This window comes from Pantoea sp. GCM10028869 (assembly GCF_042666835.1).
Classification (GTDB): domain Bacteria; phylum Pseudomonadota; class Gammaproteobacteria; order Enterobacterales; family Enterobacteriaceae; genus Pantoea; species Pantoea leporis.
This window is the reverse complement of the sequence record NZ_JBHTGO010000004.1, coordinates 394,363-420,246: the sequence shown is the minus strand read 5'-3', so window position 1 is coordinate 420,246 and position 25,884 is coordinate 394,363. Positions and strand designations below refer to the sequence as shown.

Genomic DNA, 25,884 nt, shown 5'->3' with positions numbered 1-25,884 from the left:
GTTAGTTAACGGGTTGTAAGTCGACGCGCGCCATCATCGCGGCCAACTGGGTACGATCTTTCACGCCAACGTTGCTTTGGCTGACGGCCATCGCCGCCACTGCCGTCGCCAGACGCAGCGTGTGCTCGCTGGATTCACGCATCAGCAAGCCGTAAATCAGGCCGCCGACCATCGAATCGCCGGCACCGACGGTGCTGACCACTTCGCAGGCAGGCGGTTTGGCGATCCATTCGCCGGAGGCATTCACCCACAGCGCACCTTCCGCACCGAGAGAAATCACCACGTGCGCAATACCTTGCTCACGCAGTTCATGTGCAGCACCGATCACGTCCTGCAGCGCAGGCAGTTTGCGACCAGCCCAAATCTCCAGCTCGCGGCGGTTCGGTTTCACCAGCCACGGCGCGGCTTTCAGACCGGCGACCAGCGCTTCGCGGCTGCTGTCGAAGATGATGCACGGGCACAGCGTGCGCAGATCGCTCATCCATTTAGTGAACGCTTCTGGCGCCACGCCGGCTGGCAGGCTGCCGCTGACGCACACCATGTCGAACTGGCCGAGCCAGGTGAGAGAATCGGCGGTGAAGCGCTCCCAATCCTGCGCGGTGACCTCAAAGCCAGAGAAATTCAGGTCGGTCACATCGCCGTCTTTTTCGGTCAGCTTAACGTTAATACGCGTACGGCCCTGCACCACCTGAAAACGGTTGGCGATGCCGAGTTCGCTGAACAGCTGCTGAAAGCCGTCCTGATTCTCTTTGCCGAGGAAACCGCCGACGGTGACATCGATACCGAGATCCTTCAGCACTTTGGCAACGTTGATGCCTTTACCCGCCGCGTGCAGGCCGGTGGTTTTCACCAGGTTAACTTCGCCGCGCTCAATTTCTGGCGTGTATCCGACCAGATCGTAAGCCGGGTTTAAGGTAATTGTTGCGACACGACGGCTCATGCAACCCCCTCGCCTAAACCAGAATTGATCGCTTCTTCAATTGCGTTCAGCGCCTGCTGTGCATCTTCGCCGCTGGCGGTGAAGCGCAGGCGATGGCCTTTTTTCACACCGAGCGCAACGACTTTCATCAGGCTGCGGCCGTTAGCAGGCTTACCGCTGCCATCGAGATTAGTTACGGTGATGTCGCTGTTGAACTGTTTGATGACGGTCACCAGCGCCGTGCCCGGACGCGCGTGCAGACCGTGTTCGTTGCGGATGGTGAATTCAGCGGTCAGCAGCTCGGCAGCTTCATCGACTTCGCTGGTCAGCAGCGCCAGAATACCGGCGGCATCGGCCTTCAGCAGACGTTCAGCTTTGTTGCTGAGCAGCAGGTTGCTGAGATAGCCCAGCACTTCCAGCGGACGCTGATCGTTAGCCGCCACGGTCAGCAGCAGCGCGACGTTTTCGCCCTGATGCTGGAATGGCGCAGCCGCGCGGCTTACGGCCACTGCGCTGCCGAGATTGCCGTTGGCGCTGTCGCTCAGCCAGATGCCCTGACCGAGGCTCAGTGGGGCGCGGGAAATCACGTCAGCAATAAATGACGCGTCCACCGCACCTGCAGCCTGCAGACGTCCGGCGTTCAGTGCCTGTAACGTGATTAAATCGCTGGCCGCCACATCAACGGCAATCAGCGAGGTATCGAATTTGAATTCTGCCGCCTGGTTTTCGCCCATCAGCAGCGCACGCAGATCTTCCGCCGAGGCGGTTTTTAGCTGTTCAGCAATGCTGTCATCACTTAATACGTGAGTGAGCTGGCGCAGCAACGCGAGGTGTTCATCCGATTTAGCGGCAATACCGATCGCCACATACGCCGTTTGCCCTTCGCCCCAATCCACGCCCTGCGGGAACTGATAAACCTGGACACCGGTTTTCAGCACCAGGTCGCGGGTGTCGGTGGTGCCGTGCGGAATGGCGATGCCGTTACCCAGGAAAGTGGTGGTTTGCTGTTCGCGCGCCAGCATGCCGTTAACGTAGCCTTCGGCCACATTGCCTGCAGCGGTTAACGCAGCGGCAACCTGACGAATGGCCTCTTCTTTATTCTGTGCGCTAGCACCGGTATGAATGGCCTGAACTTCGAGCTGGAACATATCTCTCCTCGCTTGCTGTATTGAATCGTTTCAGCTAGATAGTGAAAAAAGCTGCTGTGCATCGCGGACTTAGCCGGAGTGACAACGCTGAAACGTTTCAGGGAATATGGTACAGCCACGTACAGCAGGCAAGAAAATGCGCGATCTGAGTAGCAGATTTTTGACGTTCCGCACACTTCATGTTGGATTTAAGATTTTTACCGGCAGGCAGGCTGATGCTTTTGCTGTACAGACCAACGGCACTAAGCCCAATTCTTCAGCTATGCGTCAGCAGTGCTTCAGGGCGCCGTCTCGGCTTCCAGTTTAAGCAGAAATGTCATGGCGCTATCACGGCTGCTGCCGCACATTTCGGCGCTGGGCTGTAAGCCAGCACAGACCGCCGGACGCAGCGGTGAACCAAAGATTTTGCAACGCTGTTGCTCATCAAGCTGCACGCAACGCGTGTTGGCTGGCTTGCCGTGCGGCATGCCAGGAATCGGGGACGAGATTGAGGGGGCTGTGCAACAGGCACCGCACTGGTCACGACAAAACATCATGCGCTCCTGCAAGGAATTCGCCGCGACAATAACAGTCCCAGACCGCGAATGCCATGCACCGGCAACAATTTTACATTGGCTGACTTGCCAGTTTTTCGCCGCGCGAGTAACGTGACGCGCATTAACCTCCTGTCAGCGAGAAAACCACCATGCCAAAGGCAAATGAGATTAAAAAAGGGATGGCTGTCACCTGGAACAGCAAACTGTTGCTGGTGAAAGACATTGATGTACAGAGCCCAAGTGCTCGCGGTGCCGCGACGCTCTATAAAATGCGTTTTACCGATGTCCGCACCGGCCTGAAAGTGGAAGAGCGCTTCAAAGGCGACGATATTATTGACGCCATTTCGCTTAGCCGCCGCGCCGTCACCTTCTCTTATATAGATGGTGATGAGTATGTGTTTATGGATGACGAAGACTACACGCCGTACAACTTCAAAAAAGAGCAAATTGAAGAAGAGCTACTGTTTATTCCTGAAGGTGGCATTCCCGGCATTCAGGTGCTGACGATGGATGGCCAGGTCTTGGCGCTTGAACTGCCACAAACCGTCGATATGGAGATTGTTGATACCTCGCCGGGCATTAAAGGCGCCTCCGCCAGCGCTCGCTCCAAACCCGCAGGCATGAGCACCGGCTTATCCATTCAGGTGCCGGAATACCTGAGCAATGGCGATCGCATCCGCATTCATATTGCGGAACGTCGTTATATGGGACGCGCTGATTCATAACGTGCTTCCGTCCGGCGCCCGGTGATTGTTATAGTATAACAAGGCCGTGCGCGCCGGATGCCTCTCATCCGCGTGCGATTTATTCTCTTTTTTTGGGAGCCCTTTTGTGACGCGCGTAAACCTCATCACCGGATTTCTCGGCAGCGGAAAAACCACCACTCTGCTGCATCTGTTAGCCAATAAACCCGCGGATGAAAACTGGGCGATTCTGGTCAACGAATTTGGCGAAATTGGCATCGACGGCGCACTGCTCGCCGATCGCGGTGCCACGCTGAAAGAGATTCCCGGCGGCTGCATGTGCTGCGTTAACGGCTTGCCGCTGCAGGTTGGGCTGAACATGCTGCTAAAACAGGCTAAACCCGATCGTCTGATTATCGAACCCACTGGCCTTGGCCATCCCAAACAGCTGCTGAATATGCTGCGTGCCGCCGTCTATCAACCCTGGATTCAGGTGGATGCCACCTTAACGCTGCTCGATCCGCGCCAGCTTGCCGACGCACGCGTAGTGGAGAATGAGAATTTCCGCGATCAGCTGGTAGCGGCCGATATCATCGTGGCGAACAAAAGCGACCGCTGGAGCGATGATGATCGTCAGCGGTTACAGACCTGGCAACAGCAATTTTTGGGCGAGCGTCAGCTGGTGGAAGCAGCGTGGGGACACATCGATCCCGCGTTGTTGACTCAACCCGCCTTGGCGGATCGTGCGGTTCCCGATGCAGCACATCACTACCATAATTCACGTCCACAAGGCTTGGCCGCACTGAAACTGGATGGCCAGGCGCGCTGGCGTCGTGCGCTAAATGAAGGCCAGGGCTATGCTTCCTGTGGCTGGATTTTCGATGGTGAAACCGTGTTTGATACGATTAAAGCGCTAGAGTGGGCAAGGCATGCGCCGGTTGATCGCGTTAAAGGTGTGTTGCGTACTGCCGATGGTTTAGTGAATATCAATCGCCAGGGCGACGATTTGTTTATAGAAACCCGCCCTACTACACCGCCTGATAGCCGCATCGAATTGATTCATCATCAGCCTGCTGACTGGAACCTTTTGCAGACCGCTTTGTTGAAGATTCGTTTAAATTAGATGCGTTAGGTTGCCCCGTTGTTTTCACTTTGAGTCTATTTTCTATGCGCGCTTCTCGATTAGTCACCATCCTGCTGCTGAATGCACTGGGTGTGATGCTTTTCCTTTCATGGTACCTGCCGCCGGATCACGGGTTCTGGTTTGGTATCGATAAAGCCATCTTTTATGGCTTCAATGACCAGATGGTTGATCATCACGGTTTCGCACTGTTAGTGGCCATCACTAACTTCCGCGGTTTCGATGTGGTTTCGCTGTTGGCTATGGGTTTGCTCTATTTAAGCTACTGGCGTCGCGAGACACCGCAAGGTCGCCGCCGTTTGCTGGCCATTGGCATCACGATGCTGCTGAGCGCGGTAGTACTGAACCAACTCGGTCATCTGCTGCCGGTACAGCACTCCAGCCCAACGCTGTTCTTTGAGAATGTGCATCGCGTAAGCGAACTGACCGGCATCCCGGCCAAAGATGCCTCGAAAGATAGCTTCCCTGGCGACCACGGCATGATGCTGATGATCTTCACCTGCTTTATGTGGCGCTATTTCGGCTTCCGCGCGTTTCTGGTGGGGTTGATGATTACCGTGGTGTTTGCTCTGCCACGTGTGATGGCGGGTGCGCACTGGTTTACTGATATCGCTGTGGGTTCGTTGTCAGTGGTGCTGGTTGGCATGAGCTGGTGCCTGTTAACGCCCTTCAGCGACAAGCTGGTGAATTGGCTGAACCGTTCGTTGCCGGGCAAATATAAGCCGCGCACGTAATTGTTAAGAGCGAGTGATCATAGAACAAAAAGTCAGTCGCTCGCGCTTATTTAAAACCTGAATAAACTATTAGCAAACTAACATTATTCAGGTAAAAGAAAAGATTATGATGAAAAACGCGGAACAATAGCCTTAATCCTAAGTTGTCCAGCCCGAACCCTCTTAAAATCGGCCTTAGCGCCAGAATTACCCCCTTATTGCACCGCTGTTTGGCTATTAAATCGCTGCCAATTGTTGATAAACTCGCCATTGTGTTACAGATTGATTTCACATCGAAAAAACCTTTGAATATTTATATAAAAGCACTCGCCACGCGGTCTGTAATCGGTTAACCTCGAATCCGATTAGTAAGCAACAGCATAAAATGCGGTGCTGAAAGCGACAAAAATGTGTGCATTAACACATTTTAGTAATTAAGGATTTGTCTTAGACGGTCGTACTTATTAATCTCAACCCGTTTTGTCATCTGGCTGACGACATCCTGTCGTAAGGAAATCGAAGGAAAACACGTACAATGGTCAAGTCTCAACCAATTCTGAGATACCTCAGGCGGATCATTCCCGCGGTAGCACTCGCAACACTTTTATCAGCATGCAGCAGTACCCATAACGGTCAGAACGCGAATAACGAGAATCATGAAGTTAACAACCAGAATGGTTTTTTACTTCAAGCGTCTCAGGACGAATTTGAACAGATGGTGCAGAACGTGGACGTTAAGTCCCGCATCATGGAACAGTACAGTGACTGGAAAGGTGTACGTTATCGCTTAGGCGGCGACACCAAACGCGGCATTGATTGTTCTGCTTTTGTTCAGCGCACCTTTCGCGAGCAGTTCGGTTTAGATTTGCCACGCTCAACGTCTGAACAGCAAGACACCGGCAAAGAGATTTCACGCAATAAATTGCGCGCAGGTGACTTAGTGCTGTTCCGCGCCGGTTCTACCGGTCGCCACGTGGGCATCTATCTTGGCAACGATAACTTTGTTCACGCGTCCACCAGCAGTGGCGTAATGATTTCCAACCTGAATGACAGTTATTGGAAAAATCGTTACCGCGAAGCGCGTCGGGTTCTTGCTAAAAACCCAAGCTAACGTATTTCTTTGATGATCCTCTCAGCCAGAGAATCAGAAACGCTGCCCCGGCAGCGTTTTTTTTCGCCCGTAGTTTTTAACTCAAATCCAACCGATAAAAAGTAATTGAGAATCAAAAATATAACGAGACATTCTTCGCGCTCTCGTTATATTCTCGTTGACTTCCTGATACCCAGATATTGCGCTGCAGACACCGTTATCACCGTGGCTGCGGTCTGAAGTGGGTAGTGACCAAAAGATAAACATAATAAAAAATGGCAAGACAAGGGGAATGCACTCCATGCCACTGTCAGGGACATTAAAACACCACCGCAGTTATTCACGCCGTATCGCCTGGCATAGTGCGATTATCGGCGCGGCATTCTTTCTGCTTTTTGTCACCGTGCTATTAACACTCACCTGGCAAAAACGTGTACAACAACACGAACAGCTTCTGGCACACAGCCGCGACGATTTACAACAGGTGATAGCAAGCCTGGTCGATACACTTTATCCCTTACAGCAATACACCCAGTTAGCCTGCAACAACGTCAGTCGTGAGCTCACTTCTCGCGCCGCCTTTGCCGGTAATATCCGCGCCATCCTGCTGGTGCGTGATGGCAACGCTTACTGCTCTTCTGCCACCGGCGCTTTTCTGATGCCAGCAAACGATATTTCTCCTGAGTCTGAACTGGAACGCGATCGCGATATGCGCTTGCTGGAAGGCACGCCATTGCTACCGAAGAAACCGGCGCTGGTGCTATGGGTGAAAAATCCAGGTTCAGCCGAGACCGGCCTTTTCGCCACCATGAACATCAGCCTGACGCCTTATCAGCTGCTGGCCTCTTATCATCCCGAAATCACCGGCATGGCGCTGGTGGTCGGCAACAAAGCGCTGTTGAGCGGCAGCAACAACGTGGTACGCGCGAGTGATTTACCGGCATCGCTACATGAAATAGCCTTTAATAACAGCGATCTACGCTTCGTGCTGTTTGGCACCACCTTAGCGCCACGCGATTACTCACTGACGTTGCTGACCGGCATACTCTTCTCACTGCTGATTTCCGCGCTAAGCGGGTTATTGCTGACGCGACATCAGCGGCCGGGCAAAGAGATCATGCAGGGCATTAAACGTGGCCAGTTTCATGTTGAATACCAGCCGCTGGTCACTGCGCACGATGGACAACCCTACGGCGTGGAAGCGCTGCTGCGCTGGACGCATCCCACTGAAGGCATGATTCCGCCGGATGCCTTTATCAGCTACGCCGAAGCGCAAAACCTGATTATTCCGCTCACTCAGCATCTGTTCACGCTGGTGGCGCGCGATGCCCAGTTTCTCTGTAAACAGCTGCCGCGCGGCACGCGCCTGAGCCTCAATCTCTCGCCGCTGCATCTCGCTTCAGAGAGCTTCCGGCGCGATGTCCAGGCATGGATTAACATCATGCCCACCGATCACTTCAACTATGTGTTTGAAATTACCGAACGCAGCATGGTCGGTGAAAAAAGCGCGGGAGAAATCTTCGCCTGGCTACATGAGAACAATTTTAAAATAGCGATTGATGATTTCGGCACCGGGCATAGCGCGCTGATCTATCTGGAAAAATATCCGTTCGATTACCTGAAAATCGATCGCGGCTTTGTGCAAAGCATTGGTACAGAAACCGTCACCTCACCGGTGCTCGATGCAGTGCTGCTGCTGGCGAAAAAACTCAATCTCAAAACCGTGGCTGAAGGGGTCGAAACGGGCGATCAGGCGGCGTGGCTGGTGAATCGCGGCGTGACGCATTTGCAGGGCTATCTGTTTAGTCGTCCGTTACGCCCCGAAAACCTCGTCAGCTATTATCAACGCCAGCGCGCACTGAGTTAACATCACGCGAACCCCATGAAACTGCTACCATAAAGTGCGGAACACCACAGGAGATCGCCCCACTTATGCTGCTGCGTCTTGTCACAGCGTTGTTCATTTGTAGCGCCACTGCGCCGCTGCATGCCGCCACCATCAATGAAAGCTATGCCTTCGCTAAGCTGGGCGAGCCGAAATATGCGGTGAATTTCACTCACTACGATTACGCCAATCCCGCCGCGCCCAAAGGCGGCAAGATCACGCTGGCGGTGGTGGGCACCTACGACAACTTCAATCGTTTCGCCTCGCGCGGCAATCCCGGCATCGGTACCGATACGCTGTATGACGGCTTGTTTACCACCTCCGATGATGAACCTGGCAGCTACTATCCGCTGATCGCGGAATCAGCGCGCTATCCCGACGACTATCGCTGGATGGAAGTGTCGATCAATCCTCATGCACAGTTTCAGGACGGAACACCGATTACCGCGCAGGATGTGGCTTTCACCTTCCAGAAATTCATGACGGAAGGTGTGCCGCAGTTCCGCGTGGCGTTTCGTGACGTGCAAGTGAAAGCGCTAAACCGTCTCACCGTGCGTATCGACATGCCGAAACCGGACAAAGATCGGATTCTCAGCTGGCTAACGCTGCCGGTCATCCCGGAAAAATTCTGGCAAAACAAAAAGTTTAACGAGCCGATTGGTTATCCGCCGCTGGCCAGCGGGCCTTATCGCGTCACCTCCTATAAATCGGGTCAGTTTATCCAGTACAGCCGGGTGAAAGATTACTGGGCCGCCAATCTGCCGGTGAATCGCGGGCGTTTTAACTTCGATACTTTGCGTTATGACTATTATCTTGATGACAACGTGGCGTTTGAGGCCTTTAAAGCCGGCGCTTACGATTTGCGCGAAGAGAGTTCAGCGAAGAAATGGGCGACACAATATCGCGGTCGCAACTTTGACAGTCACGCCATCGTCAAATCGACCATTCCCAACACCGTTTCCACCGACACGCAATGGCTGGCATTTAACAACGAAAAACCGCTGTTCGCCGATCGTCGCGTGCGTGAAGCCATCACGCTGGCGTTCGATTTCGAGTGGATGAACAAAGCCTTGTTCTATGGCGCTTATAAACGCACGCGCAGCTATTTCCAGAACACTGAATATGCAGCGCTTGGCTATCCCAAAGCCGAGCAGTTGATTCTGCTGGCGCCCTATAAAGCGCAGCTGCCGCCCGAAGTGTTCAACAAGGAGTATGCCCCGCCACGTTCTGACGGCAGCGGTTTCGACCGCGGCAACCTGTTGCAAGCCATGAACTTGCTGAAAGCGGCGGGTTGGGAAATCAGAAATCAGCAATTGGTGAATGTGAAATCCGGCCAGCCGTTCCGTTTCGAATTACTGATGCGCAGCGGTACGCAAAACGACTGGGCGTTGCCGTTCCAGCACAGCTTGCAACGGCTTGGCATCCAGGTCTCGCTGCGCCAGATTGACAGCTCGCAATATCTCCGCCGTATGCGCGAAGGCGACTACGACATGATCCCATCGCTCTATTACGCCATGCCATGGCCCTCGACCAGCTTGCAAACGATTTGGCAATCTCAATTTATTGACTCTTCCTGGAACAGGCCGCGCGTGAAAGATCCCATCGTCGACCATTTTGTGCAGCAGATCGTTGAGCATCAGGGCGATGAGAAAGCGCTGCTGCCGCTCGGCCAGGCGCTGGATCGCATCCTGCTGTGGAATGCCTACATGATTCCGATGTGGTACAGCGCGGAAGATCGCATGGCGTATTGGGACAAGTTTTCCCATCCCGAGATTAAACCCGCGTTTGCTACCGGTCTGGAAAACTGGTGGTACGATGTGAACAAAGCCGGGCGATTGCCGGCCAATCGACGCTGAGGAGCACGGTTTGGCAGCCTATTTTCTTCGCAGGTTACTGCTGATCATCCCGACACTTTGGGCGATCATCACCCTGAACTTCTTTATTGTGCAGATTGCGCCGGGCGGCCCGGTGGATCAGGCGTTAGCCAACGTGCAGTTTGGTCACAGTACCGGCATTCCCGGCTCAGTCGGCGGCGACAGCGGCGCGCGCGGTGCGCTGATGCGTGACAATCCCGGCGACAGCCAATATCGCGGCGCACGCGGACTCGATCCGGAAGTGATCGCGGAAATTAAGCATCGCTATGGCTTCGATAAACCGCTGCTGCAGCGTTACGGTGAAATGCTGTGGAACTACATTCGTTTTGATTTCGGCGACAGCCTGTTCCGCAGCGCATCGGTGCTGCAGCTGATCAAAGAGAGTTTGCCGGTCTCCATCAGCCTGGGATTGTGGAGCACCTTGATCATTTACCTGGTATCAATTCCGCTGGGCATTAAAAAAGCGGTGCGTAACGGCAGCGCTTTCGATATCTGGAGCAGCACTTTTATCATCATTGGCTATTCGATCCCGGCATTCCTGTTCGGCATCATGCTGATTGTGCTGTTCGCCGGCGGCAGCTATTTCGACTGGTTCCCGCTGCGCGGCCTGACGTCACCGCAGTTTGATGCGCTGCCGTGGTACAGCAAAATCAGCGATTACCTGTGGCACATCACGCTGCCGGTGCTGGCTACGGTGATTGGCGGTTTCGCCACGCTGACTATGCTGACTAAAAACTCGTTCCTTGATGAGATCCGCAAACAATATGTGGTCACCGCGCGCGCCAAAGGGCTGGATGAGAAGCGCGTGCTGTACGGCCACGTGTTCCGCAACGCCATGCTGCTGGTGATCGCCGGTTTCCCCGCCACCTTTATCAGCATGTTTTTCACCAGCTCGGTGTTGATAGAGGTGATGTTCTCACTCAATGGTTTGGGCCTGCTCGGCTATGACGCCACTATTCAGCGCGACTATCCGGTAATGTTTGGCACGCTTTACATCTTCACCCTGATTGGCCTGCTGATGAACATTCTTAGCGATCTGACCTATACGCTGGTCGATCCGCGCATTGATTTTGAGGGACGCTGATGCGCTTATCTCCGGTTAACCAGCAGCGCTGGCAGCGTTTTCGCCATAACCGTCGCGGTTACTGGTCGCTGTGGATTTTCCTGATCATTTTTGTTCTGTCACTGGGCGCTGAGCTGCTGGCTAACGACAAACCGCTGCTGGTGCATTATCAGCAACGCTGGTATGTGCCGCTGCTGTTCAACTACAGCGAAAGTGATTACGGCGGTGATTTCTCTACGCCTGCCGATTATCAGGATCCCTGGCTGAAGCAGCGCATCGATCAACAAGGTTGGGCGATCTGGGCACCGATTCGCTTCAGCGACAGCACCATCAACTTCGCCACCGATGTGCCCTTCCCTTCGCCACCTTCCACACAAAACTGGCTCGGCACCGATGCTAACGGTGGCGATGTGCTGGCACGCTTGCTGTATGGCACGCGCATCTCATTGCTGTTCGGCATCATGCTGACGCTGTTCTCCAGCGTGATTGGCATCGTGGTTGGCGCGGTGCAAGGCTACTTTGGCGGCCGCATCGATTTGGTGGGTCAACGCCTGATTGAGGTGTGGTCCGGCATGCCATCGCTGTTCCTGCTGATTCTGCTCTCCAGCGTGATTCAGCCCGGCTTCTGGTGGCTGCTGCTGGTGACGGTGGTGTTTGGCTGGATGAGCCTGGTAAGCGTGGTGCGCGCCGAATTCCTGCGCGCACGTAACTACGATTATATCCGTGCGGCGCGCGCGCTCGGCGTCAGCGATAGCCGCATTATGCTGCGCCACATGCTGCCCAACGCCATGGTCGCCACGCTGACGTTTTTGCCATTTATCCTGTGCGGCTCAATCACCACGCTAACTTCGCTGGACTTCCTGGGTTTTGGTTTGCCGGTGGGATCGCCCTCGCTTGGCGAGCTGCTGTTACAGGGCAAAAACAATTTACAGGCGCCGTGGCTGGGACTGGCGGGCTTCTTTGCCCTCGCCCTGCTGCTGTCGTTACTGATCTTTATTGGCGAAGCGGTACGCGATGCCTTTGACCCGAGTCGAGGACGCTAAATGAGCCTGTTAACGGTGAATCATCTGGCGGTGGCCTTTCAGGATCGCCGCGTGGTAGAAGACATTTCGCTGCAGATTGACGCCGGCGAAACGCTGGCGCTGGTGGGCGAATCCGGTTCCGGTAAAAGCGTGACTGCGCTGTCGATCATGCGCTTATTGCCGCAGCCGCCGGTCAACTATCCGCAAGGCGAAATCTTGTTTAACGGCCAGGATATTTTGCAGGCCAGCGAACGCACCTTGCGCGGGCTGCGTGGCAACCAGATGGCAATGATTTTTCAGGAACCGATGGTGTCGCTCAATCCACTGCATAACGTGGAGAAGCAGCTGTATGAAGTGCTGTCGGTGCATCGCGGCATGCGGCGCGAAGCCGCACGTGGCGAAATGCTGAGCTGCCTGGATCGCGTCGGCATTCGCCATGCGGCATCGCGCTTGCAGGATTTTCCGCACCAGCTTTCTGGTGGTGAGCGACAGCGCGTGATGATCGCCATGGCGCTGCTAACCCAGCCGAAGCTGCTGATCGCCGATGAACCGACCACCGCGCTGGATGTGACGGTTCAGGCGCAGATTCTGCAACTGCTGCGCGAACTGCAGCGTGAACTCAATATGGGCATGCTGTTCATCACCCATAACCTCAATATCGTGCGTCAGCTGGCGCACAGCGTCACGGTGATGCGCAATGGCCGCGCTGTGGAACACAATCGCTGCGATATGCTGTTCAGCCAGCCGCAGCAGCCCTATACGCGCGAACTGATCGCCGCCGAGCCGGATGGCGAACCGGTGCCGCTGCTGGATGCGCAACCGCTGTTACAGGTGAAGAATTTACAGGTTGGTTTCCCGATCCGGCGGGGATTGCTGCGTCGCACTGTGGCAGAGAAGATGGCGCTGAAGGATCTTAGCTTTACCCTGCGGCGTGGCGAAAGCCTCGGACTGGTGGGCGAATCGGGCTCGGGCAAGAGTACAACGGGCTTGGCGCTGCTGCGTTTAATTAGCGCGCGCGGTGAGATCTGGTTTGACGATCAGCCGCTGCATCAGCTGTCGCCAAAGCAATTATTGCCGCTGCGCCAGCGCATTCAGGTGGTGTTTCAGGATCCCAATTCTTCGCTCAATCCGCGCATGACGGTGCAACAGGTGATTGCGGAAGGTTTAGCGGTGCATCGCCCGGAACTGAGCAGTGCGGAGCAGGAAGCCAAAGTAATTGCGGTGATGCAGGAAGTGGGGCTCGATGCCGACAGCCGCTCGCGCTATCCGGCGGAGTTTTCAGGCGGTCAGCGCCAGCGCATCGCGATCGCCCGCGCGTTGATCCTTGAGCCGCAGCTGATTGTGCTGGATGAACCCACCTCGTCGCTGGACCGCTCGGTGCAGAAGCAAATTCTCACCTTACTGCGCCGTTTGCAGCAGCAGCATCAGCTCGCCTATCTGTTTATCAGCCATGATTTGCAGGTGGTGCGCGCGCTCTGTCATCAGCTGATTGTGCTGCGTCAGGGTGAAGTGGTGGAGCAAGGTGATTGCGAAACGCTGTTTAACGCACCAGCAGCCGATTACACGCGGCAGCTACTGGCGTCTGCGCAGGGAAAAGATCTAAGTCAGTGACCATCAAAGGTTTCGGCGATAGCTACACCCTGATTTTTCAGGCAGCAGTTGGTCGCGCTTTCGTCATCACGTTGAATCAGCAGGCAAGGCTGCCCTTCACACTCGGCGATTTTGCACTCGACCTGAATCTGCGCCAGCGTCTCCTTCAGCTGGTGCAGAATTTCCAGCGCCGGATGACCATCATGACTCAGCAGGCGCAGCACCACCAAATCTTCGGCATGCACGCCATTCGCTGCTTCCTGACGCACAATTTCACCCGCATGTTCCAGCGACCAGCGATAATGTTGTGGCAAGCGATGCACAACGGAAAGTTGCAGCATAGTTATACGGCCCCCAGAGACGTTAACTTTATTCACGACGACGGCACAACGTGGTGAATCCCAACCTGATTAGCTCTGAATACCAATTCAGTCTGCCTTCTCGTTTTAAACACAAAGCGTGTAGCCAATTTATAATTTGCGAGGCTTCTCACATTTATGCCTATGTTTACCGTGTTCGGCTGCGGTTAACAATCATTTTAGACGCATTATCGTTACTTTTTTATCTCTAAATTTTCACATAATGGAAACATTAAGCATAACGAATGAATGGGGATTAGCGAGTGAGGGAGAAGAATTAAGAGAGGCCAGGTCGCCATTTGTGACGACCCTGGGGATGTCACGCCGGCTGTTGAGGCCGCGAAGCATAGGTGAACAGCACAATCGAAATTGTGGCGCACAGCGCAATGGTGGCAACCATCGGCCAGGCGCTGTTAATGCTGACTAATGAGAGCAGCGCGCCGACTAAAGCACCGACGCCAAAACGCAGCGTTCCCGCCAGCGAAGAAGCGGTGCCCGCCATATGCGGAAACTCATCCAGAATCACCGCCATCGCGTTCGACGACACCGTCGAGACGCAGCCAATAAACATCGCCACGCCAAACACCAGCGACAAGAAGCCCAAATCCAGCGCGCTGGAAATCAACAGCCAAACGCCCATCGCGAACTGAATCAACAATCCCATGCGGAACATTTTCACCGGACCAAAACGGCGCACGGCGCGGCTGTTGATCAACGTCATCATGAACAGGAACACCACGTTCAGGCCAAAGTAATAGCCGAAGTTCTGCGGGGAAACGTGGTTTACTTCGATGTAGACAAACGGACCGGCATTGAGGAAGGTGAATAATCCGGCAAAGGAGAAACCGCTCGCCAGCATGTAACTGAAGGCGCGCTTGTGGCGCACCAGCGCCACAAAGTTGCCCAGCGTGGTCCGCAGATGAAAGCGCTGGCGCTGTTCGGGCTTGAGCGTTTCACGAATTTGCGTCACGACCAGCATGGTGGTGAACAGCGCGGCACCTGCCAGCGTCCAGAAAATAGCGTGCCAGTTCCACAGCAACAGCAGCCAGCCACCGATAATCGGTGCCAGCAGCGGCGCGATGGTGGTCACCAGCATCACGAATGACATCATGCGCGAGAAGTCCTCTTTCGAGTAGGTGTCGCGCATCAAGGCGTTGATCACCACGCTGGCAGCGGCGGCCGATAAGCCGTGCAGGAAGCGCATAAAGATCAGCTGATCGATGGTTTGTGACAGCGCGCAAGCCGCGGCGGCGCAGGCAAAAATTAGCGTTCCCAGCACAATCACCGGTTTACGTCCGTAGCTGTCTGCCAGTGGACCGTAAACCAACTGGCCAATGGCGAAACCGAGGATGTAAAGGTTGAGCGTCATCTGCACGCTGCCCGCCGAAACCGCAAACTCATGGGCGATTTGCGGCATGGCCGGCAGATACATATCGATAGAGAGCGGCATCAGCATTGCCAGCAATCCGAGGATGACCACTAAACCGACCGGTGAATTCTTTTCCTTGCGCACCGCGTTCTCCCGCTATTTACGTTGTTTGAGTTCTTCTGGCAGGCCGATGCTGTCGACCTCTTGCTGGGTCAGTTCACGATATTCACCTTCGCCGAGATCTTCATCCAGCTCGATGTCACCAATACGTTCGCGATGCAGCGCTGAGACATGGTTACCCATCGCCGCAAACATGCGTTTGACCTGATGGTAACGCCCTTCGCTGATAGTCAAACGGGCGGCTTTCTCATCGAGAATCTCCAGCACGGCCGGCTTGGTGAGCTCTTTTTCATTGTGCAGCTGTACACCCGCAGCGAACTTCTCAACCAGGACAGGATCGATTGGCTCCTCCACTTCCACCAAATAGGTTTTTTCCAGGTGATGCTTCGGGGAGGTAATGCGGTGTGACCATTGGCCATCGTCGGTCAGCAGCACCAAACCGGTGGTGTCGATATCCAGACGGCCCGCCGCATGCAGCTTGAACGCCGCGGGTTCTTCGATAAAGAACAGCACGGTGGGATGATCGGGATCGTCGGTTGAGCAGACGTAACCCTGCGGCTTATTCAGCATGAAATAGCGCGGTCCTTGCTGCACCACCAGCGGATTGCCGTCGTATTCGACTTCATCGTCTGGCTGTACTTTGTATGCCGCATCGCGCACAACTTCGCCGTTAATGGTGACTTTTTTGGCGCGGATTTCGCGTCCGGCGATAGCACGACTAACTTCCAGTTGCTGAGATATGAATTTTTCGAGTCGCATGAATTCGCTTTGCCTGTTACTGCGGGGGAAACTGAAACGGTGTTTTTGTCCGTTAAGAAAGTGTGGGCAGTATAGCTTGATCCTTAGAGTGCTAACAGTAGTGAACCTGCGTTTAACTGGCTTTCATGGCATAATGCGCGTCCGTTCCAGAAAAAAGTTTGCCCCAATGTCATTCTCCCTGCGCCCATACCAACAAGAGGCGGTTGACGCCACCCTCAACCACTTTCGTCGCCATACCACGCCTGCGGTGATTGTGCTGCCGACCGGTGCGGGTAAGAGTCTGGTGATTGCTGAACTGGCGCGGCTAGCGCGTGGACGGGTATTGGTGCTGGCTCACGTCAAAGAGCTGGTGGAGCAGAATCACAGCAAATATCAGGCTTATGGACTTGAAGCAGACATCTTCGCCGCGGGTTTGCAGCGCAAGCAGAGCGAAAGCAAAGTGGTGTTTGGCAGCGTGCAGTCGGTGGCGCGCAATCTCAACCGCTTCGATAGCGCCTTTTCACTGGTGATCGTTGATGAGTGTCACCGCATCAGTGATAACGAAGAGAGCCAGTATCAGCTGCTGTTCGCCCACCTGCGGCAGCACAATCCGCAGTTGCGCCTGTTGGGTTTGACCGCCACGCCCTTCCGTCTCGGCAAAGGCTGGATCTACCAATTCCACTATCACGGCATGGTGCGCGGCGATGAGAAAGCACTGTTCCGCGATTGCATTTATGAGCTGCCGCTGCGCTATATGATCAAACATGGCTTTCTGGTGCCGCCGGAGCGCTTAGATATGCCGGTGGTACAGTACGATTTCAGCCGCCTGATCCCGCAAAATAATGGCCTGTTTAGCGAAGCCGATCTCAACCGCGAGCTGAAACAACAGCATCGCGTAACGCCGCATATTATTCGCCAGATTATTGAGTTTGCTGAAGATCGCCGTGGCGTGATGGTGTTTGCCTCCACCGTGGAACATGCCCGTGAAATCCTCACGCTGCTGCCTGAAAACAGCGCGCTGGTCTCGGCGGAAACGGCAGTGAAGGATCGTGACCGCTTAATTGGTGCATTTAAAGCGCAGCAGCTGAAGTTTCTGGTCAACGTTGCCGTTCTGACCACTGGCTTTGACGCGCCCCACGTGGATTTGATCACCATTTTGCGCCCTACCGAATCCGTTAGCCTCTACCAGCAGATCGTCGGTCGCGGTTTACGCTTGTCACCCGGCAAAACCGATTGTCTGGTGCTGGATTACGCCGGTAATCCACACGATCTTTTCACCCCCGAAGTCGGCGCGCCGAAAGGGGCCAGCGACAATCAGCCGGTGCAGGTTTTTTGTCCCGCCTGCGGTTTCGCCAATACCTTCTGGGGCAAAACCACCGAAGATGGACACATCATCGAGCATTTTGGCCGCCGCTGTCAGGGCGTACTGGAAGATGATGAAGGCGAGCGCGAACAGTGTGATTATCGCTTTCGCTTCAAAAGCTGCCCGGATTGCGGCGCCGAGAATGACATCGCCGCGCGACGCTGCCATCAATGCGACAAAATTCTGGTCGATCCGGATGACATGCTGAAAGCGGCGCTGAAACTGAAAGATGCGCGCGTGTTGCGCTGCGCCGGCATGACGCTGGAGCAAGGACGCGATGATAAAGGCGAATGGCTGAAAGCCACCTATTTCGATGAAGATGGCACCAGCGTCAGCGAGCGTTTTCGCCTGCAAACGCCAGCACAACGCAAAGCCTTTGAGCAGCTGTTTATGCGCCCGCATCAGCGCGCGCCGGGCGTGGAACTTGGCTGGCAAACCGCAGCGGATGTCATCGCCTTACAGCCTTTATTGCGTCATCCGGACTTTGTGGTGGCACGCGCAAAAGGCCATTTCTGGCAGATTCGCGAAAAAATGTTTGATTATCAGGGCCGTTATCGCCGTGCCAATGAGCTGCGTTAAGCGGCGGAATCATTTGCCCCTGCAGCATCATTGGGGCTATAATGCCGCCCGCTTTTGCATCCGTAAAAGCAGTTTGAATAACCGTCCTGTTGCTGGGTCGCCTGTAGCAGGAACTATTGAAGAGACATCAAATGTTCACTATTAACGCTGAAGTACGTAAAGACCAGGGTAAGGGTGCGAGCCGCCGCCTGCGTGTAGCAAACAAATTCCCAGCCATCATCTATGGCGGAAATGAAGCACCAATTGCTATCGAACTCGACCACGATGCAGTGATGAACGTACAGGTTAAACCTGAGTTCTACAGCGAAGTGCTGACCATCGCGGTTGATGGCAAAGAAGTTAAAGTTAAAGCTCAGGCGGTACAGCGTCATCCGTTCAAGCCAAAACTTTTCCACATCGACTTCGTTCGCGCTTAATCGCTGAATGAGTTGAAGGTAGAAGGGCCGGTTGCGAAACCGGCCCTTTTATTTTAGGCATAAAAAATAACCCGATATCTTCCCTTCCTAAAAACCCCTGTCTTTCATTTCTCTCTGCCTTCGTTTATTTGAGACTGTTCTTTACCATGAAGCTTGCACAAACCATGGAGAATGCCGTTTTAACATTTCTCCAGAATTTGTCTGCAAGGACTTCAAGTGAAAAAAATACCTGCCTTGGGCTATGGCATCATACTCATCTCATTTTCTGGCTATGCGGGCGTAATGCGTCATGACATTAACGTGCAAGAATACCGTGATTTTGCCGAGAATATGGGTAAATATCGTGTCGGCTTAAGCAACATTCCCATTTTTAAGAAAGATGGCGAGCTGAGTGGTTATCTTGATTTTGCCATGCCCGACCTTAGCAGTGTATCTCGTCGCGGGTTTGCCACATTGATTAATCCATCCTATGTAACCACCACACGGCACGTAACCGCTTTGGGTAGCGTTTCTTTTGGCGGTCCTTCTGCTTATTCCACCCGTTATCTTTTTATTAACCGCAATCAATCCGCCGTTCAGGATAATATTCTGCCACGGTTAAACAAAGTTGTAACCGAAGTAGCGCCAATAGATTATGTGGAACGTAATGAGCTTCAGAAAGGACATGGCTCTCGGTATATTGCTTATGTGCGCGCGGGTGCTGGTGAAATGACACAGGTCACAAATGACCTCACTGAGAAAGAGTTCCTGGCCAGTGCCTATAAATGGTTAGCGGGTGGAACAATTAATATTGACACCATTACCTTCAACAAAGAAAAAAATGACGATTTCTATTGGATTCAATATGAACCTGGCCATCAATATTCATCCGCTTTATCAATATCAACCGGCGGCGGTGACAGTGGCAGCCCTATTTATGTCTACGACAATGTTGATAAAAAATGGAAACTTGCTGGTGTACATTATGGTGGTTATGGTAGCGCAACGCCTTATGGTCGCAAAGTTATCTCAACACGTTTTAATGAAGAATATTTTAATGGGATTATTGCCAACAATATCTCTCCCGATGTCACTGATTTTGCGAATAATGGCCCAATTTACTGGAATGCAGATAAGCTGGTCCAAGGTAGTAAAAACTGGGGTTGGCAAGGTTTAGACAACACATATCGTCATTTGGCGCCAGGCAAAGCCAGCCTTATTGAACTTGATGCAACCAAAGATATTCGCTTTAACGGCGCGGGCGGAGACATTATTCTTAGTGAGGCCGTTAATCTGGGAGCAGGAAAACTACAGTTTTCTAATAACTACACCCTGAAATCTGCAGAGAATGTGGGCGCAACCTGGGTGGGCGGCGGCGTTGAAATCGATGAAGGGAAAAAAGTCATCTGGCAAGTGAATGGACTAAAAGATGATGATTTACACAAAATTGGCGGTGGCGTCTTACATATTAATGCTACAGGTGTCAATGAAGGCGGACTGAATATCGGCGATGGCACCGTTATTCTGGATCAACAAAAAGATGCGCAAGGAAATCGCCAGGCATTTTCTCGACTGTATTTAGCGAGCGGTCGGCCTACCGTTATTTTAGCGAGCGAAGACCAGGTTAATCCTGATAACATTTATTTTGGTTATCGTGGGGGGACATTGGATCTTAATGGTAATAATCTCATAATGCGAAAGATTAATCACACGGATAGCGGTGCGGCAGTGATCAATCAGAGTGAGTTAACCTCGGCCAGTCTAACGCTTACAGGGTACTCACGTAGCGATATCAACATTAACACCTGGAGCAGTGTCGACATTGGTAATATTGGTGATATTTATGAATATTATAATTCGAGAACGCAACGTAAAGAGTATTTTCAATTAAAAAAAGAGAAGTATTGGTACTTCCCCACAAATCAGCAGGACAATGAAGACTGGAAGTATCTGGGATATGATCTGGTTCAAGCCGTCGATTATCGACTATCGCAGTTAAATGATTTAGTTTTCCGCGGAGACATTGGCACGCGCTCGTCGGATAAAACTAACGGTGCATTAGATGTGAATTTATCTCCGGAGAGTGGAAATACACATTTCGCACTGAGCGGTAATATCCATTTAAATGGAAATATCAACGTCAATAAGGGGACTCTTCTGCTGTCCGGGCAACCCGTTCCTCATGCCGGCGGCCTGATCATTGACAACGATTGGTACACTTCCTCTTTCACCGCCAATAACATTGTAGTCAATGACAATGCACGTTTACAGGTCGGTGAATACGCGCAGGTTAAAGCCGATATCCAGGCGGGCGACAACAGCCAGGTTATCCTTGGCTACCATCCCGACGCTGCTGATGAGCAGCAAATTTTACGCTGCACCTCGCCGGTGCAAAGCACTAAGGGCAGTTGCAAAGTTGCACAGCGAAACGCGGAAGAGTTGCGTTTCCTTCCCGCCAGCTCGGTTGAGGGCAATATCACGCTGGGCGATAACGCATTGCTTCATCTTGGCAAAGTCGATTACCACGGCCACATCAACGACAGTCACTCAGCGAGAGTCACCCTGAGCAGTGAAACATTCTGGAATATGAATGGTAACAGCCGCGTGCATCGGATGGATGCAGGTAAAGGCGGTATCATCTCGCTTCTTTCTGCAGATGAAATGGCCTGGACGCCGAAGCTGCTCTCTGTGGAACATCTGACGGCAAATCATCTGCAGCTTGGTTTCGGCATCGCGCCACAGTCCGCCATCAGCGACAGTTTATACATTGGGTCCAGCGTGCAGGGCGGCAGCAACATCCTCGATCTTGGTTTTATGCTGGGTGAAACCTTCCCCAACCGCATCGCGAAAGAGATCGTGCTGGTGAACGCGCCCGCCGGAACCGCGCACGACTATTTCACGCTACCTCCGGTCAAACGCGGGTTCTCGCTCTATACCGCTGATTATCAGGTTGTGGAAGAGAATGGTCGCGTGAAATGGATCATTGCCAAAACGCCGGATCCGGTGTTACCACCCGATCCGGTAATCGACCCCGATCCGGAGACTCATCCCGAACCCGACATTACGCCTGAACCGGAAGTTAAGCCTGAGCCTGAAGTGAAACCTGAGCCCGAGATCACGCCAAATCCGGGTACTGCAGAAGACTGGTTTGAGATCATTGATAATCAGCCGCTGGTGCAGAGTACGCGCGCCCTGCTCGCTTCGCGCCACTACCTGTTCAGTGAAATCAGCAATATGCTGACCGATCGCGCTCAGCTCCTGCGCGGTAACCATGAAAATAGCGGCGCATGGGCCAGTCTCAGCCAAAATCGCGGCAGAATGGATAGCGTAACGTTAAAAGAAAGCAGGCTAGAGATCGGCGCCGATGCGCAAGCGGATGCCTGGCTTTATGGCGTGACCGCCAGTTACAGCCAGGGAAATGCCGGGGACGAAGCCAGCATTAGCCATAAACTGAGCACTCTGGGCCTGTATGCGAGCGGAATGAGCAATGAAGGATGGTTTATGGATCTTGCTGCCAGCTACCTGAATCTGCGTCAGGACATTCACCTTGACCCGGTATTGGGAGTAAAAAGCACCTCAAAAACCAGCCATATGCTGGCAGGCAGTGCAAAATGGGGTAAATCCTACTCTGTGCTGGATGCGTCTTTCACGCTATCGCCTTACCTGAAAGCCAGCGCAGGCTATTTACCGGGTTATACGCTGGAAAGCAGAGAGGCCAGCATTGCCCTGAGTTCAGCCATGCCGTGGGGACTCGCGCCGGGTATTGAAGTCAGCAAACAGGGGCTCGGTACGCTGCTGCCACGCGTGCGATTCAGCGCCACCGTTGAAAAACAGTTTTCAACGGGCCGTTCTGGCTCTTCACTAACCCTTGAGGATCGCCACAGCCGACGCGTTTATGGCGCGCTGGACGACGATCGTTATCGAGTTCATCTGGGTTTAGAAGGGAAAATCAGCGACAACTGGTCAGCGAATATTAGCGCGAAGCATAGCGTTGGTGGCAAGTTCCGCACCGATTCTCTCATCAGCAGTGGCATAAACTATTCGTTCTGATAGAAAAGCCGGGCACTTAGGTGACCCGGCTTTTTTCATTTACTGCTTGTGCGGCGTTGCAGCTGATCGCGCAAATTCGGTGGCGTGCCTTTAATAGTCAGCGTGTCGGTGGTGGGATCCCAGAAGATGCGCTCGCCGAGCAGCATGGCATCAAAGTTCAGGGTTAATCCGCCGCCGCTACCCGCAAACTTGGTCAACTGGCGCAAGGTGCTACGATCCGCTGGGAAGGTCTCTTCCAGCTCGTAACCTTGCTCCTGGGTGAAGGCCTGAAACGTTTTTTCTCCCAGCGGCGGTAATTCACTGGAGAGATCGTGTAGCGCAATCTCTTCGCCGGCCTGCAGCTGATCGTTACAGTAGCTGTAAACCTGCTGACGATAGTTCTGACGCTCGTTTTTATCGAGATCCGATTCGGCGCAGTAATCGTCAACCGCTTGCAGCAGCCCACGGTTTTGCGCTTTGGTGTCCAGACCGACGCTAGCGCCAAGGAAATCCATGAAGAAATCCGCCACTTTACGCCCCACGCGACCGCGCAGGAAGGTCAGATAACGGGTGGATTCCGGGTTAGTTTCCCACTCGGTGAGATCGATACGCGCCACAATATCCGCATGATTGATATCGAGATAATGGGTGCTGCTGATATCCAGTTGCTCGTTGACGCGCATGCTCGACTGGCTGTTGAGAACCGCAATCAGCAAATATTCCACGGCCAGATAGCGATAGTGCAAAAACAGCACCACGCCGCCTTCCGCAAACGGATATTTGCTCAGTTCATCACGCAGACGTCCGGTCGCCGCACGGCTAAACGCCAGAAAGTCATCTTCCCCTTTGCGGCAGTTACGCAACGCATCGGCCAGTTCGCTATCTTCGTTAAACAGTCCGTAAGCTTTGCTTTTGGCGCTATATACCCGGTGCAGCTCTTCTGCCATCTCTTCAACCGCGCGGGTAGCAGGCAGCAAGGTGTCGCGCAGTACCAGTTCAAGCTGGTTTTCATCACGTTTAACTAACTGATGCAGGGCAATCTGGTCGATATCCAGACTCATGGTAGACTCTCCTTTTAGCTCAGGCGCGTATTCAAACACCGCCCGCAGCCGCTTTCAACTGCCAGCACAAACTGATCGCTCTGCTTGCGATAAAATTGCGGAAAAAAATGCGTTGTTACGGTAATATACCGCCTTTTCACCCTTGATTAGACGACGATATGCCACAATCATCCCGTTACAGTGACGAACGCGTGGAAAAGCTCCTCGCAGAGATGGCGCAGATTCTTGAAAAAGACAAAGCGCCAACCGACCTTTCCCTGATGGTATTGGGTAACATGGTAACTAACTTGATCAATACCAGCGTTTCACCGGCTCAACGCCGCACACTGGCTCGATCTTTCGCGGATGCGTTGCAGTCATCCGTACGCGATGATAACGCTCATTAATATGCAGATTTGACCTCATAATATGGTAACCAACCGGCAGCGCTACCGTGAAAAAGTCTCCCAGATGATCAGCTGGGGGCATTGGTTTGCCCTGTTTAATATTATCTTCGCGTTAATTTTAGGCAGCCGCTACCTGTTGGTCGCCGACTGGCCCGCGTCACTCGCGGGACGTATCTATGCCTATACCAGCTGGATCGGTCATTTCAGTTTCATCGTCTTCGCCGGTTATCTGCTCATCATCTTCCCGCTCACTTTCGTGGTGATGTCACAGCGATTGCTTAGGGTGTTGTCGGCGATTGTCGCCACCGCCGGGCTGACGTTGATTATGGTCGACAGCGCGGTGTTCAGCCGCTTCCACTTGCACCTCAATCCGGTGGTGTGGGAGCTGGTGATAAACCCTGATCAAAGCGAGATGGCGCGCGACTGGCAGCTGATGTTTATCAGCGTGCCGCTGATTTTCCTCGTCGAAATGCTGTTCGCGACCTGGAGCTGGCAAAAGCTGCGCAGCCTTAATCGGCGCTCGTTCGGTAAGCCGCTGGCTGCGCTGTTTATCAGCGCCTTCTTCGCCAGTCATCTGCTCTATATCTGGGCCGATGCCAATTTCTATCGCCCAATTACCATGCAGCGCGCCAACCTGCCGCTCTCCTATCCAATGACCGCGCGTCGCTTCCTTGAGCGTCACGGTTTGCTGGATGCGCAAGAGTATCAGCGCCGTCTGGTGCAACAGGGTGATCCGGAAGCGTTGTCAGTGCAGTATCCACTGAGTGACATTACCTTCCGCGATGGCGGTACGCGCCACAATCTGCTGGTGCTAACCGTTGATGGTCTGAACAACGCCACGGTGGAAAAAGCGCTGCCGTCGCTTCATCAATTCGCCAGTGAGAACGTGCGCTTCACCCAGCACTTCAGCGCGGGGCTACAGCCGGAAAAAGGGTTATTTGGCCTGTTCTACGGCATCTCTTCCAGCTATATGGATGGCGTGTTAGCGTCGCGTACGCCTTCCGTGCTGCTGAATGCGCTGAACGCGCAAGGCTATCAGTTTGGCTTGTTCTCATCGGACGGCTTCAGCCAACCGCTGTATCGTCAGGCTTTGTTAGCCGATTACTCGCTGCCGCAGGCCGATACCCAACCGAATAGCACCACGGTGACGCAGTGGCAGAACTGGCTCAATGGCCACAAATCAAACAATGCGCCGTGGTTCTCGTGGATTGCCCTTAACGGTGTGACGGTCAATGGCGACAACCTAAAAGCGCGCCAGCGTAGCTATACGCGTCAGGCAAGCGGTGTCGACGAGCAGATTAAGGCGGTGCTGCAAACCTTGCAGGATCGCGATTTGCTGAAAAATACCGTGGTGGTGATCACGGCGCAGCGTGCGGTCAATCTGGATAGCAACGATGACAATCCAGGTAACCGTGCGACGTTACAGGTGCCGCTGGTGGTGCATTGGCCGAATACGCCAGCGCAAACCATCGATCGTCTGACCGATCAGCAGGATGTGATGACCACGCTGATGCAGCGCCTGCTGCACGTGCGCACTAATCCCGCTAACTTCTCGCAGGGTGAAGATCTGTTTGCCGCACAACGCAGCCACGATTGGGTGGCGAGCAGCGAAGATGGCAAGCTGGTAGTGACCACGCCAACCGTGACGCTGGTGCTGAATAACAATGGCAGCTACAGCGCTTACGATGCGCAGGGTAACAAACTGAAAGATCATAAACCGCAGCTGGCGTTGTTACTGCAGGTGCTGACGGAAGAGAAGCGTTTCGTCGCAAACTGATTAATTATGAGGCAGTTAAATGCGGCTCATATTGCAATCGTGCG

The 25,884-nt window shown here is 53.6% G+C and carries 21 protein-coding genes; 14 read left to right on the top strand and 7 right to left on the bottom strand.

Features of this window, described 5'->3' with window-relative positions:
• Window position 1: 1 nt before the first annotated feature.
• The 3 genes from fruK to ACFQW4_RS13275 form a co-directional block, all read right to left on the bottom strand.
• A complete protein-coding gene (gene fruK, locus ACFQW4_RS13285) occupies window positions 2-940 on the bottom strand; it encodes a 1-phosphofructokinase (protein ID WP_101763702.1) in 939 nt (312 codons plus the stop codon).
• A complete protein-coding gene (gene fruB, locus ACFQW4_RS13280) occupies window positions 937-2,067 on the bottom strand; it encodes a fused PTS fructose transporter subunit IIA/HPr protein (protein ID WP_101763701.1) in 1,131 nt (376 codons plus the stop codon). Before fruB ends, fruK begins: the two co-directional genes overlap by 4 nt.
• Window positions 2,068-2,345: 278 nt before the next feature.
• Window positions 2,346-2,600, bottom strand: a complete 255-nt coding sequence (locus ACFQW4_RS13275) for a YkgJ family cysteine cluster protein (RefSeq protein WP_101763700.1) — start codon at window positions 2,598-2,600, stop codon at window positions 2,346-2,348.
• A 152-nt stretch (window positions 2,601-2,752) separates the two neighbouring features.
• Between ACFQW4_RS13275 and yeiP the strand changes: the two genes are divergently transcribed.
• From yeiP to yejF, 9 genes are all read left to right on the top strand, one after another.
• On the top strand, window positions 2,753-3,328 hold the full coding sequence (yeiP, locus tag ACFQW4_RS13270) for an elongation factor P-like protein YeiP (RefSeq protein WP_377725735.1): 576 nt from the start codon (window positions 2,753-2,755) through the stop codon (window positions 3,326-3,328).
• Window positions 3,329-3,434: 106 nt separating this feature from the next.
• The gene (locus ACFQW4_RS13265; RefSeq protein ID WP_271460830.1) at window positions 3,435-4,409 is read left to right on the top strand and encodes a GTP-binding protein; all 975 of its coding nucleotides are present in this window, start codon (window positions 3,435-3,437) and stop codon (window positions 4,407-4,409) included.
• A 44-nt stretch (window positions 4,410-4,453) separates the two neighbouring features.
• Window positions 4,454-5,161 (top strand): phosphatase PAP2 family protein, encoded by a 708-nt coding sequence (locus tag ACFQW4_RS13260; protein WP_101763698.1) that lies wholly within the window; start codon window positions 4,454-4,456, stop codon window positions 5,159-5,161.
• Window positions 5,162-5,675: 514 nt separating this feature from the next.
• Window positions 5,676-6,251, top strand: coding sequence for a bifunctional murein DD-endopeptidase/murein LD-carboxypeptidase (mepS, locus tag ACFQW4_RS13255; RefSeq protein WP_008105015.1), 576 nt, complete (start codon window positions 5,676-5,678; stop codon window positions 6,249-6,251).
• A gap of 280 nt (window positions 6,252-6,531) precedes the next feature.
• Entirely contained in the window at window positions 6,532-8,097 is a 1,566-nt protein-coding gene (locus tag ACFQW4_RS13250) for a cyclic di-GMP phosphodiesterase (RefSeq protein WP_110866603.1), read from the top strand.
• 65 nt (window positions 8,098-8,162) lie between these two features.
• Complete coding sequence (locus tag ACFQW4_RS13245; protein ID WP_377725731.1) at window positions 8,163-9,971, top strand: extracellular solute-binding protein; 1,809 nt, start codon at window positions 8,163-8,165, stop codon at window positions 9,969-9,971.
• A 10-nt stretch (window positions 9,972-9,981) separates the two neighbouring features.
• Window positions 9,982-11,073 carry a microcin C ABC transporter permease YejB gene (locus ACFQW4_RS13240; protein ID WP_101763695.1) on the top strand — a complete coding sequence of 364 codons (1,092 nt, stop codon included), beginning with the start codon at window positions 9,982-9,984 and terminating at the stop codon, window positions 11,071-11,073.
• Window positions 11,073-12,095, top strand: coding sequence for an ABC transporter permease (locus ACFQW4_RS13235; protein WP_110866600.1), 1,023 nt, complete (start codon window positions 11,073-11,075; stop codon window positions 12,093-12,095). The genes ACFQW4_RS13240 and ACFQW4_RS13235 overlap by 1 nt, the downstream gene beginning before the upstream one ends.
• Window positions 12,096-13,685: a microcin C ABC transporter ATP-binding protein YejF gene (gene yejF / locus ACFQW4_RS13230; protein ID WP_309833904.1), complete on the top strand. Its 1,590-nt coding sequence runs from the start codon at window positions 12,096-12,098 to the stop codon at window positions 13,683-13,685.
• Here the strand turns inward: yejF and ACFQW4_RS13225 are convergent.
• The 3 genes from ACFQW4_RS13225 to rsuA all read right to left on the bottom strand — a co-directional run bounded on the left by ACFQW4_RS13225 (window position 13,679) and on the right by rsuA (window position 16,271).
• Window positions 13,679-14,005, bottom strand: a complete 327-nt coding sequence (locus ACFQW4_RS13225) for a hypothetical protein (protein ID WP_101763692.1) — start codon at window positions 14,003-14,005, stop codon at window positions 13,679-13,681. The genes yejF and ACFQW4_RS13225 overlap by 7 nt on opposite strands.
• Before the next feature lie 337 nt (window positions 14,006-14,342).
• On the bottom strand, window positions 14,343-15,536 hold the full coding sequence (locus ACFQW4_RS13220) for a Bcr/CflA family multidrug efflux MFS transporter (RefSeq protein WP_101763691.1): 1,194 nt from the start codon (window positions 15,534-15,536) through the stop codon (window positions 14,343-14,345).
• 12 nt (window positions 15,537-15,548) lie between these two features.
• Window positions 15,549-16,271: a 16S rRNA pseudouridine(516) synthase RsuA gene (gene rsuA / locus ACFQW4_RS13215; RefSeq protein ID WP_101763690.1), complete on the bottom strand. Its 723-nt coding sequence runs from the start codon at window positions 16,269-16,271 to the stop codon at window positions 15,549-15,551.
• Window positions 16,272-16,437: 166 nt separating this feature from the next.
• On the opposite strand from rsuA, the gene ACFQW4_RS13210 reads away from it, so the two are divergent.
• From ACFQW4_RS13210 to ACFQW4_RS13200, 3 genes are all read left to right on the top strand, one after another.
• Window positions 16,438-18,192, top strand: coding sequence for a DEAD/DEAH box helicase (locus ACFQW4_RS13210; protein WP_377725726.1), 1,755 nt, complete (start codon window positions 16,438-16,440; stop codon window positions 18,190-18,192).
• Between the two features lie 131 nt (window positions 18,193-18,323).
• Window positions 18,324-18,608: a 50S ribosomal protein L25 gene (rplY, locus tag ACFQW4_RS13205; RefSeq protein WP_101763688.1), complete on the top strand. Its 285-nt coding sequence runs from the start codon at window positions 18,324-18,326 to the stop codon at window positions 18,606-18,608.
• A 216-nt stretch (window positions 18,609-18,824) separates the two neighbouring features.
• A complete protein-coding gene (locus ACFQW4_RS13200; protein WP_377725724.1) occupies window positions 18,825-22,637 on the top strand; it encodes a S6 family peptidase in 3,813 nt (1,270 codons plus the stop codon).
• Between the two features lie 35 nt (window positions 22,638-22,672).
• Here ACFQW4_RS13200 and yejK read toward each other — a convergent pair whose 3' ends face one another.
• Window positions 22,673-23,677, bottom strand: coding sequence for a nucleoid-associated protein YejK (yejK, locus tag ACFQW4_RS13195; protein WP_101763686.1), 1,005 nt, complete (start codon window positions 23,675-23,677; stop codon window positions 22,673-22,675).
• Window positions 23,678-23,835: 158 nt separating this feature from the next.
• On the opposite strand from yejK, the gene ACFQW4_RS13190 reads away from it, so the two are divergent.
• Window positions 23,836-24,063, top strand: a complete 228-nt coding sequence (locus tag ACFQW4_RS13190) for a YejL family protein (protein ID WP_036648480.1) — start codon at window positions 23,836-23,838, stop codon at window positions 24,061-24,063.
• A 22-nt stretch (window positions 24,064-24,085) separates the two neighbouring features.
• Complete coding sequence (gene yejM / locus ACFQW4_RS13185) at window positions 24,086-25,840, top strand: LPS biosynthesis-modulating metalloenzyme YejM (RefSeq protein ID WP_101763685.1); 1,755 nt, start codon at window positions 24,086-24,088, stop codon at window positions 25,838-25,840.
• The last annotated feature ends 44 nt before the right edge of the window (window positions 25,841-25,884 follow it).

Excerpts from the sequence above, each read along its gene's own strand:
- fruK (WP_101763702.1), bottom strand. The coding sequence starts at position 940 with ATGAGCCGTCGTGTCGCAACAATTACCTTAAACCCGGCTTACGATCTG.
- fruB (WP_101763701.1), bottom strand. The coding sequence starts at position 2,067 with ATGTTCCAGCTCGAAGTTCAGGCCATTCATACCGGTGCTAGCGCACAG.
- ACFQW4_RS13275 (WP_101763700.1), bottom strand. The coding sequence starts at position 2,600 with ATGTTTTGTCGTGACCAGTGCGGTGCCTGTTGCACAGCCCCCTCAATC.
- yeiP (WP_377725735.1), top strand. The coding sequence starts at position 2,753 with ATGCCAAAGGCAAATGAGATTAAAAAAGGGATGGCTGTCACCTGGAAC.
- ACFQW4_RS13260 (WP_101763698.1), top strand. The coding sequence starts at position 4,454 with ATGCGCGCTTCTCGATTAGTCACCATCCTGCTGCTGAATGCACTGGGT.
- mepS (WP_008105015.1), top strand. The coding sequence starts at position 5,676 with ATGGTCAAGTCTCAACCAATTCTGAGATACCTCAGGCGGATCATTCCC.
- ACFQW4_RS13250 (WP_110866603.1), top strand. The coding sequence starts at position 6,532 with ATGCCACTGTCAGGGACATTAAAACACCACCGCAGTTATTCACGCCGT.
- ACFQW4_RS13245 (WP_377725731.1), top strand. The coding sequence starts at position 8,163 with ATGCTGCTGCGTCTTGTCACAGCGTTGTTCATTTGTAGCGCCACTGCG.
- ACFQW4_RS13235 (WP_110866600.1), top strand. The coding sequence starts at position 11,073 with ATGCGCTTATCTCCGGTTAACCAGCAGCGCTGGCAGCGTTTTCGCCAT.
- yejF (WP_309833904.1), top strand. The coding sequence starts at position 12,096 with ATGAGCCTGTTAACGGTGAATCATCTGGCGGTGGCCTTTCAGGATCGC.
- ACFQW4_RS13225 (WP_101763692.1), bottom strand. The coding sequence starts at position 14,005 with ATGCTGCAACTTTCCGTTGTGCATCGCTTGCCACAACATTATCGCTGG.
- rsuA (WP_101763690.1), bottom strand. The coding sequence starts at position 16,271 with ATGCGACTCGAAAAATTCATATCTCAGCAACTGGAAGTTAGTCGTGCT.
- ACFQW4_RS13210 (WP_377725726.1), top strand. The coding sequence starts at position 16,438 with ATGTCATTCTCCCTGCGCCCATACCAACAAGAGGCGGTTGACGCCACC.
- rplY (WP_101763688.1), top strand. The coding sequence starts at position 18,324 with ATGTTCACTATTAACGCTGAAGTACGTAAAGACCAGGGTAAGGGTGCG.
- yejK (WP_101763686.1), bottom strand. The coding sequence starts at position 23,677 with ATGAGTCTGGATATCGACCAGATTGCCCTGCATCAGTTAGTTAAACGT.
- ACFQW4_RS13190 (WP_036648480.1), top strand. The coding sequence starts at position 23,836 with ATGCCACAATCATCCCGTTACAGTGACGAACGCGTGGAAAAGCTCCTC.
- yejM (WP_101763685.1), top strand. The coding sequence starts at position 24,086 with ATGGTAACCAACCGGCAGCGCTACCGTGAAAAAGTCTCCCAGATGATC.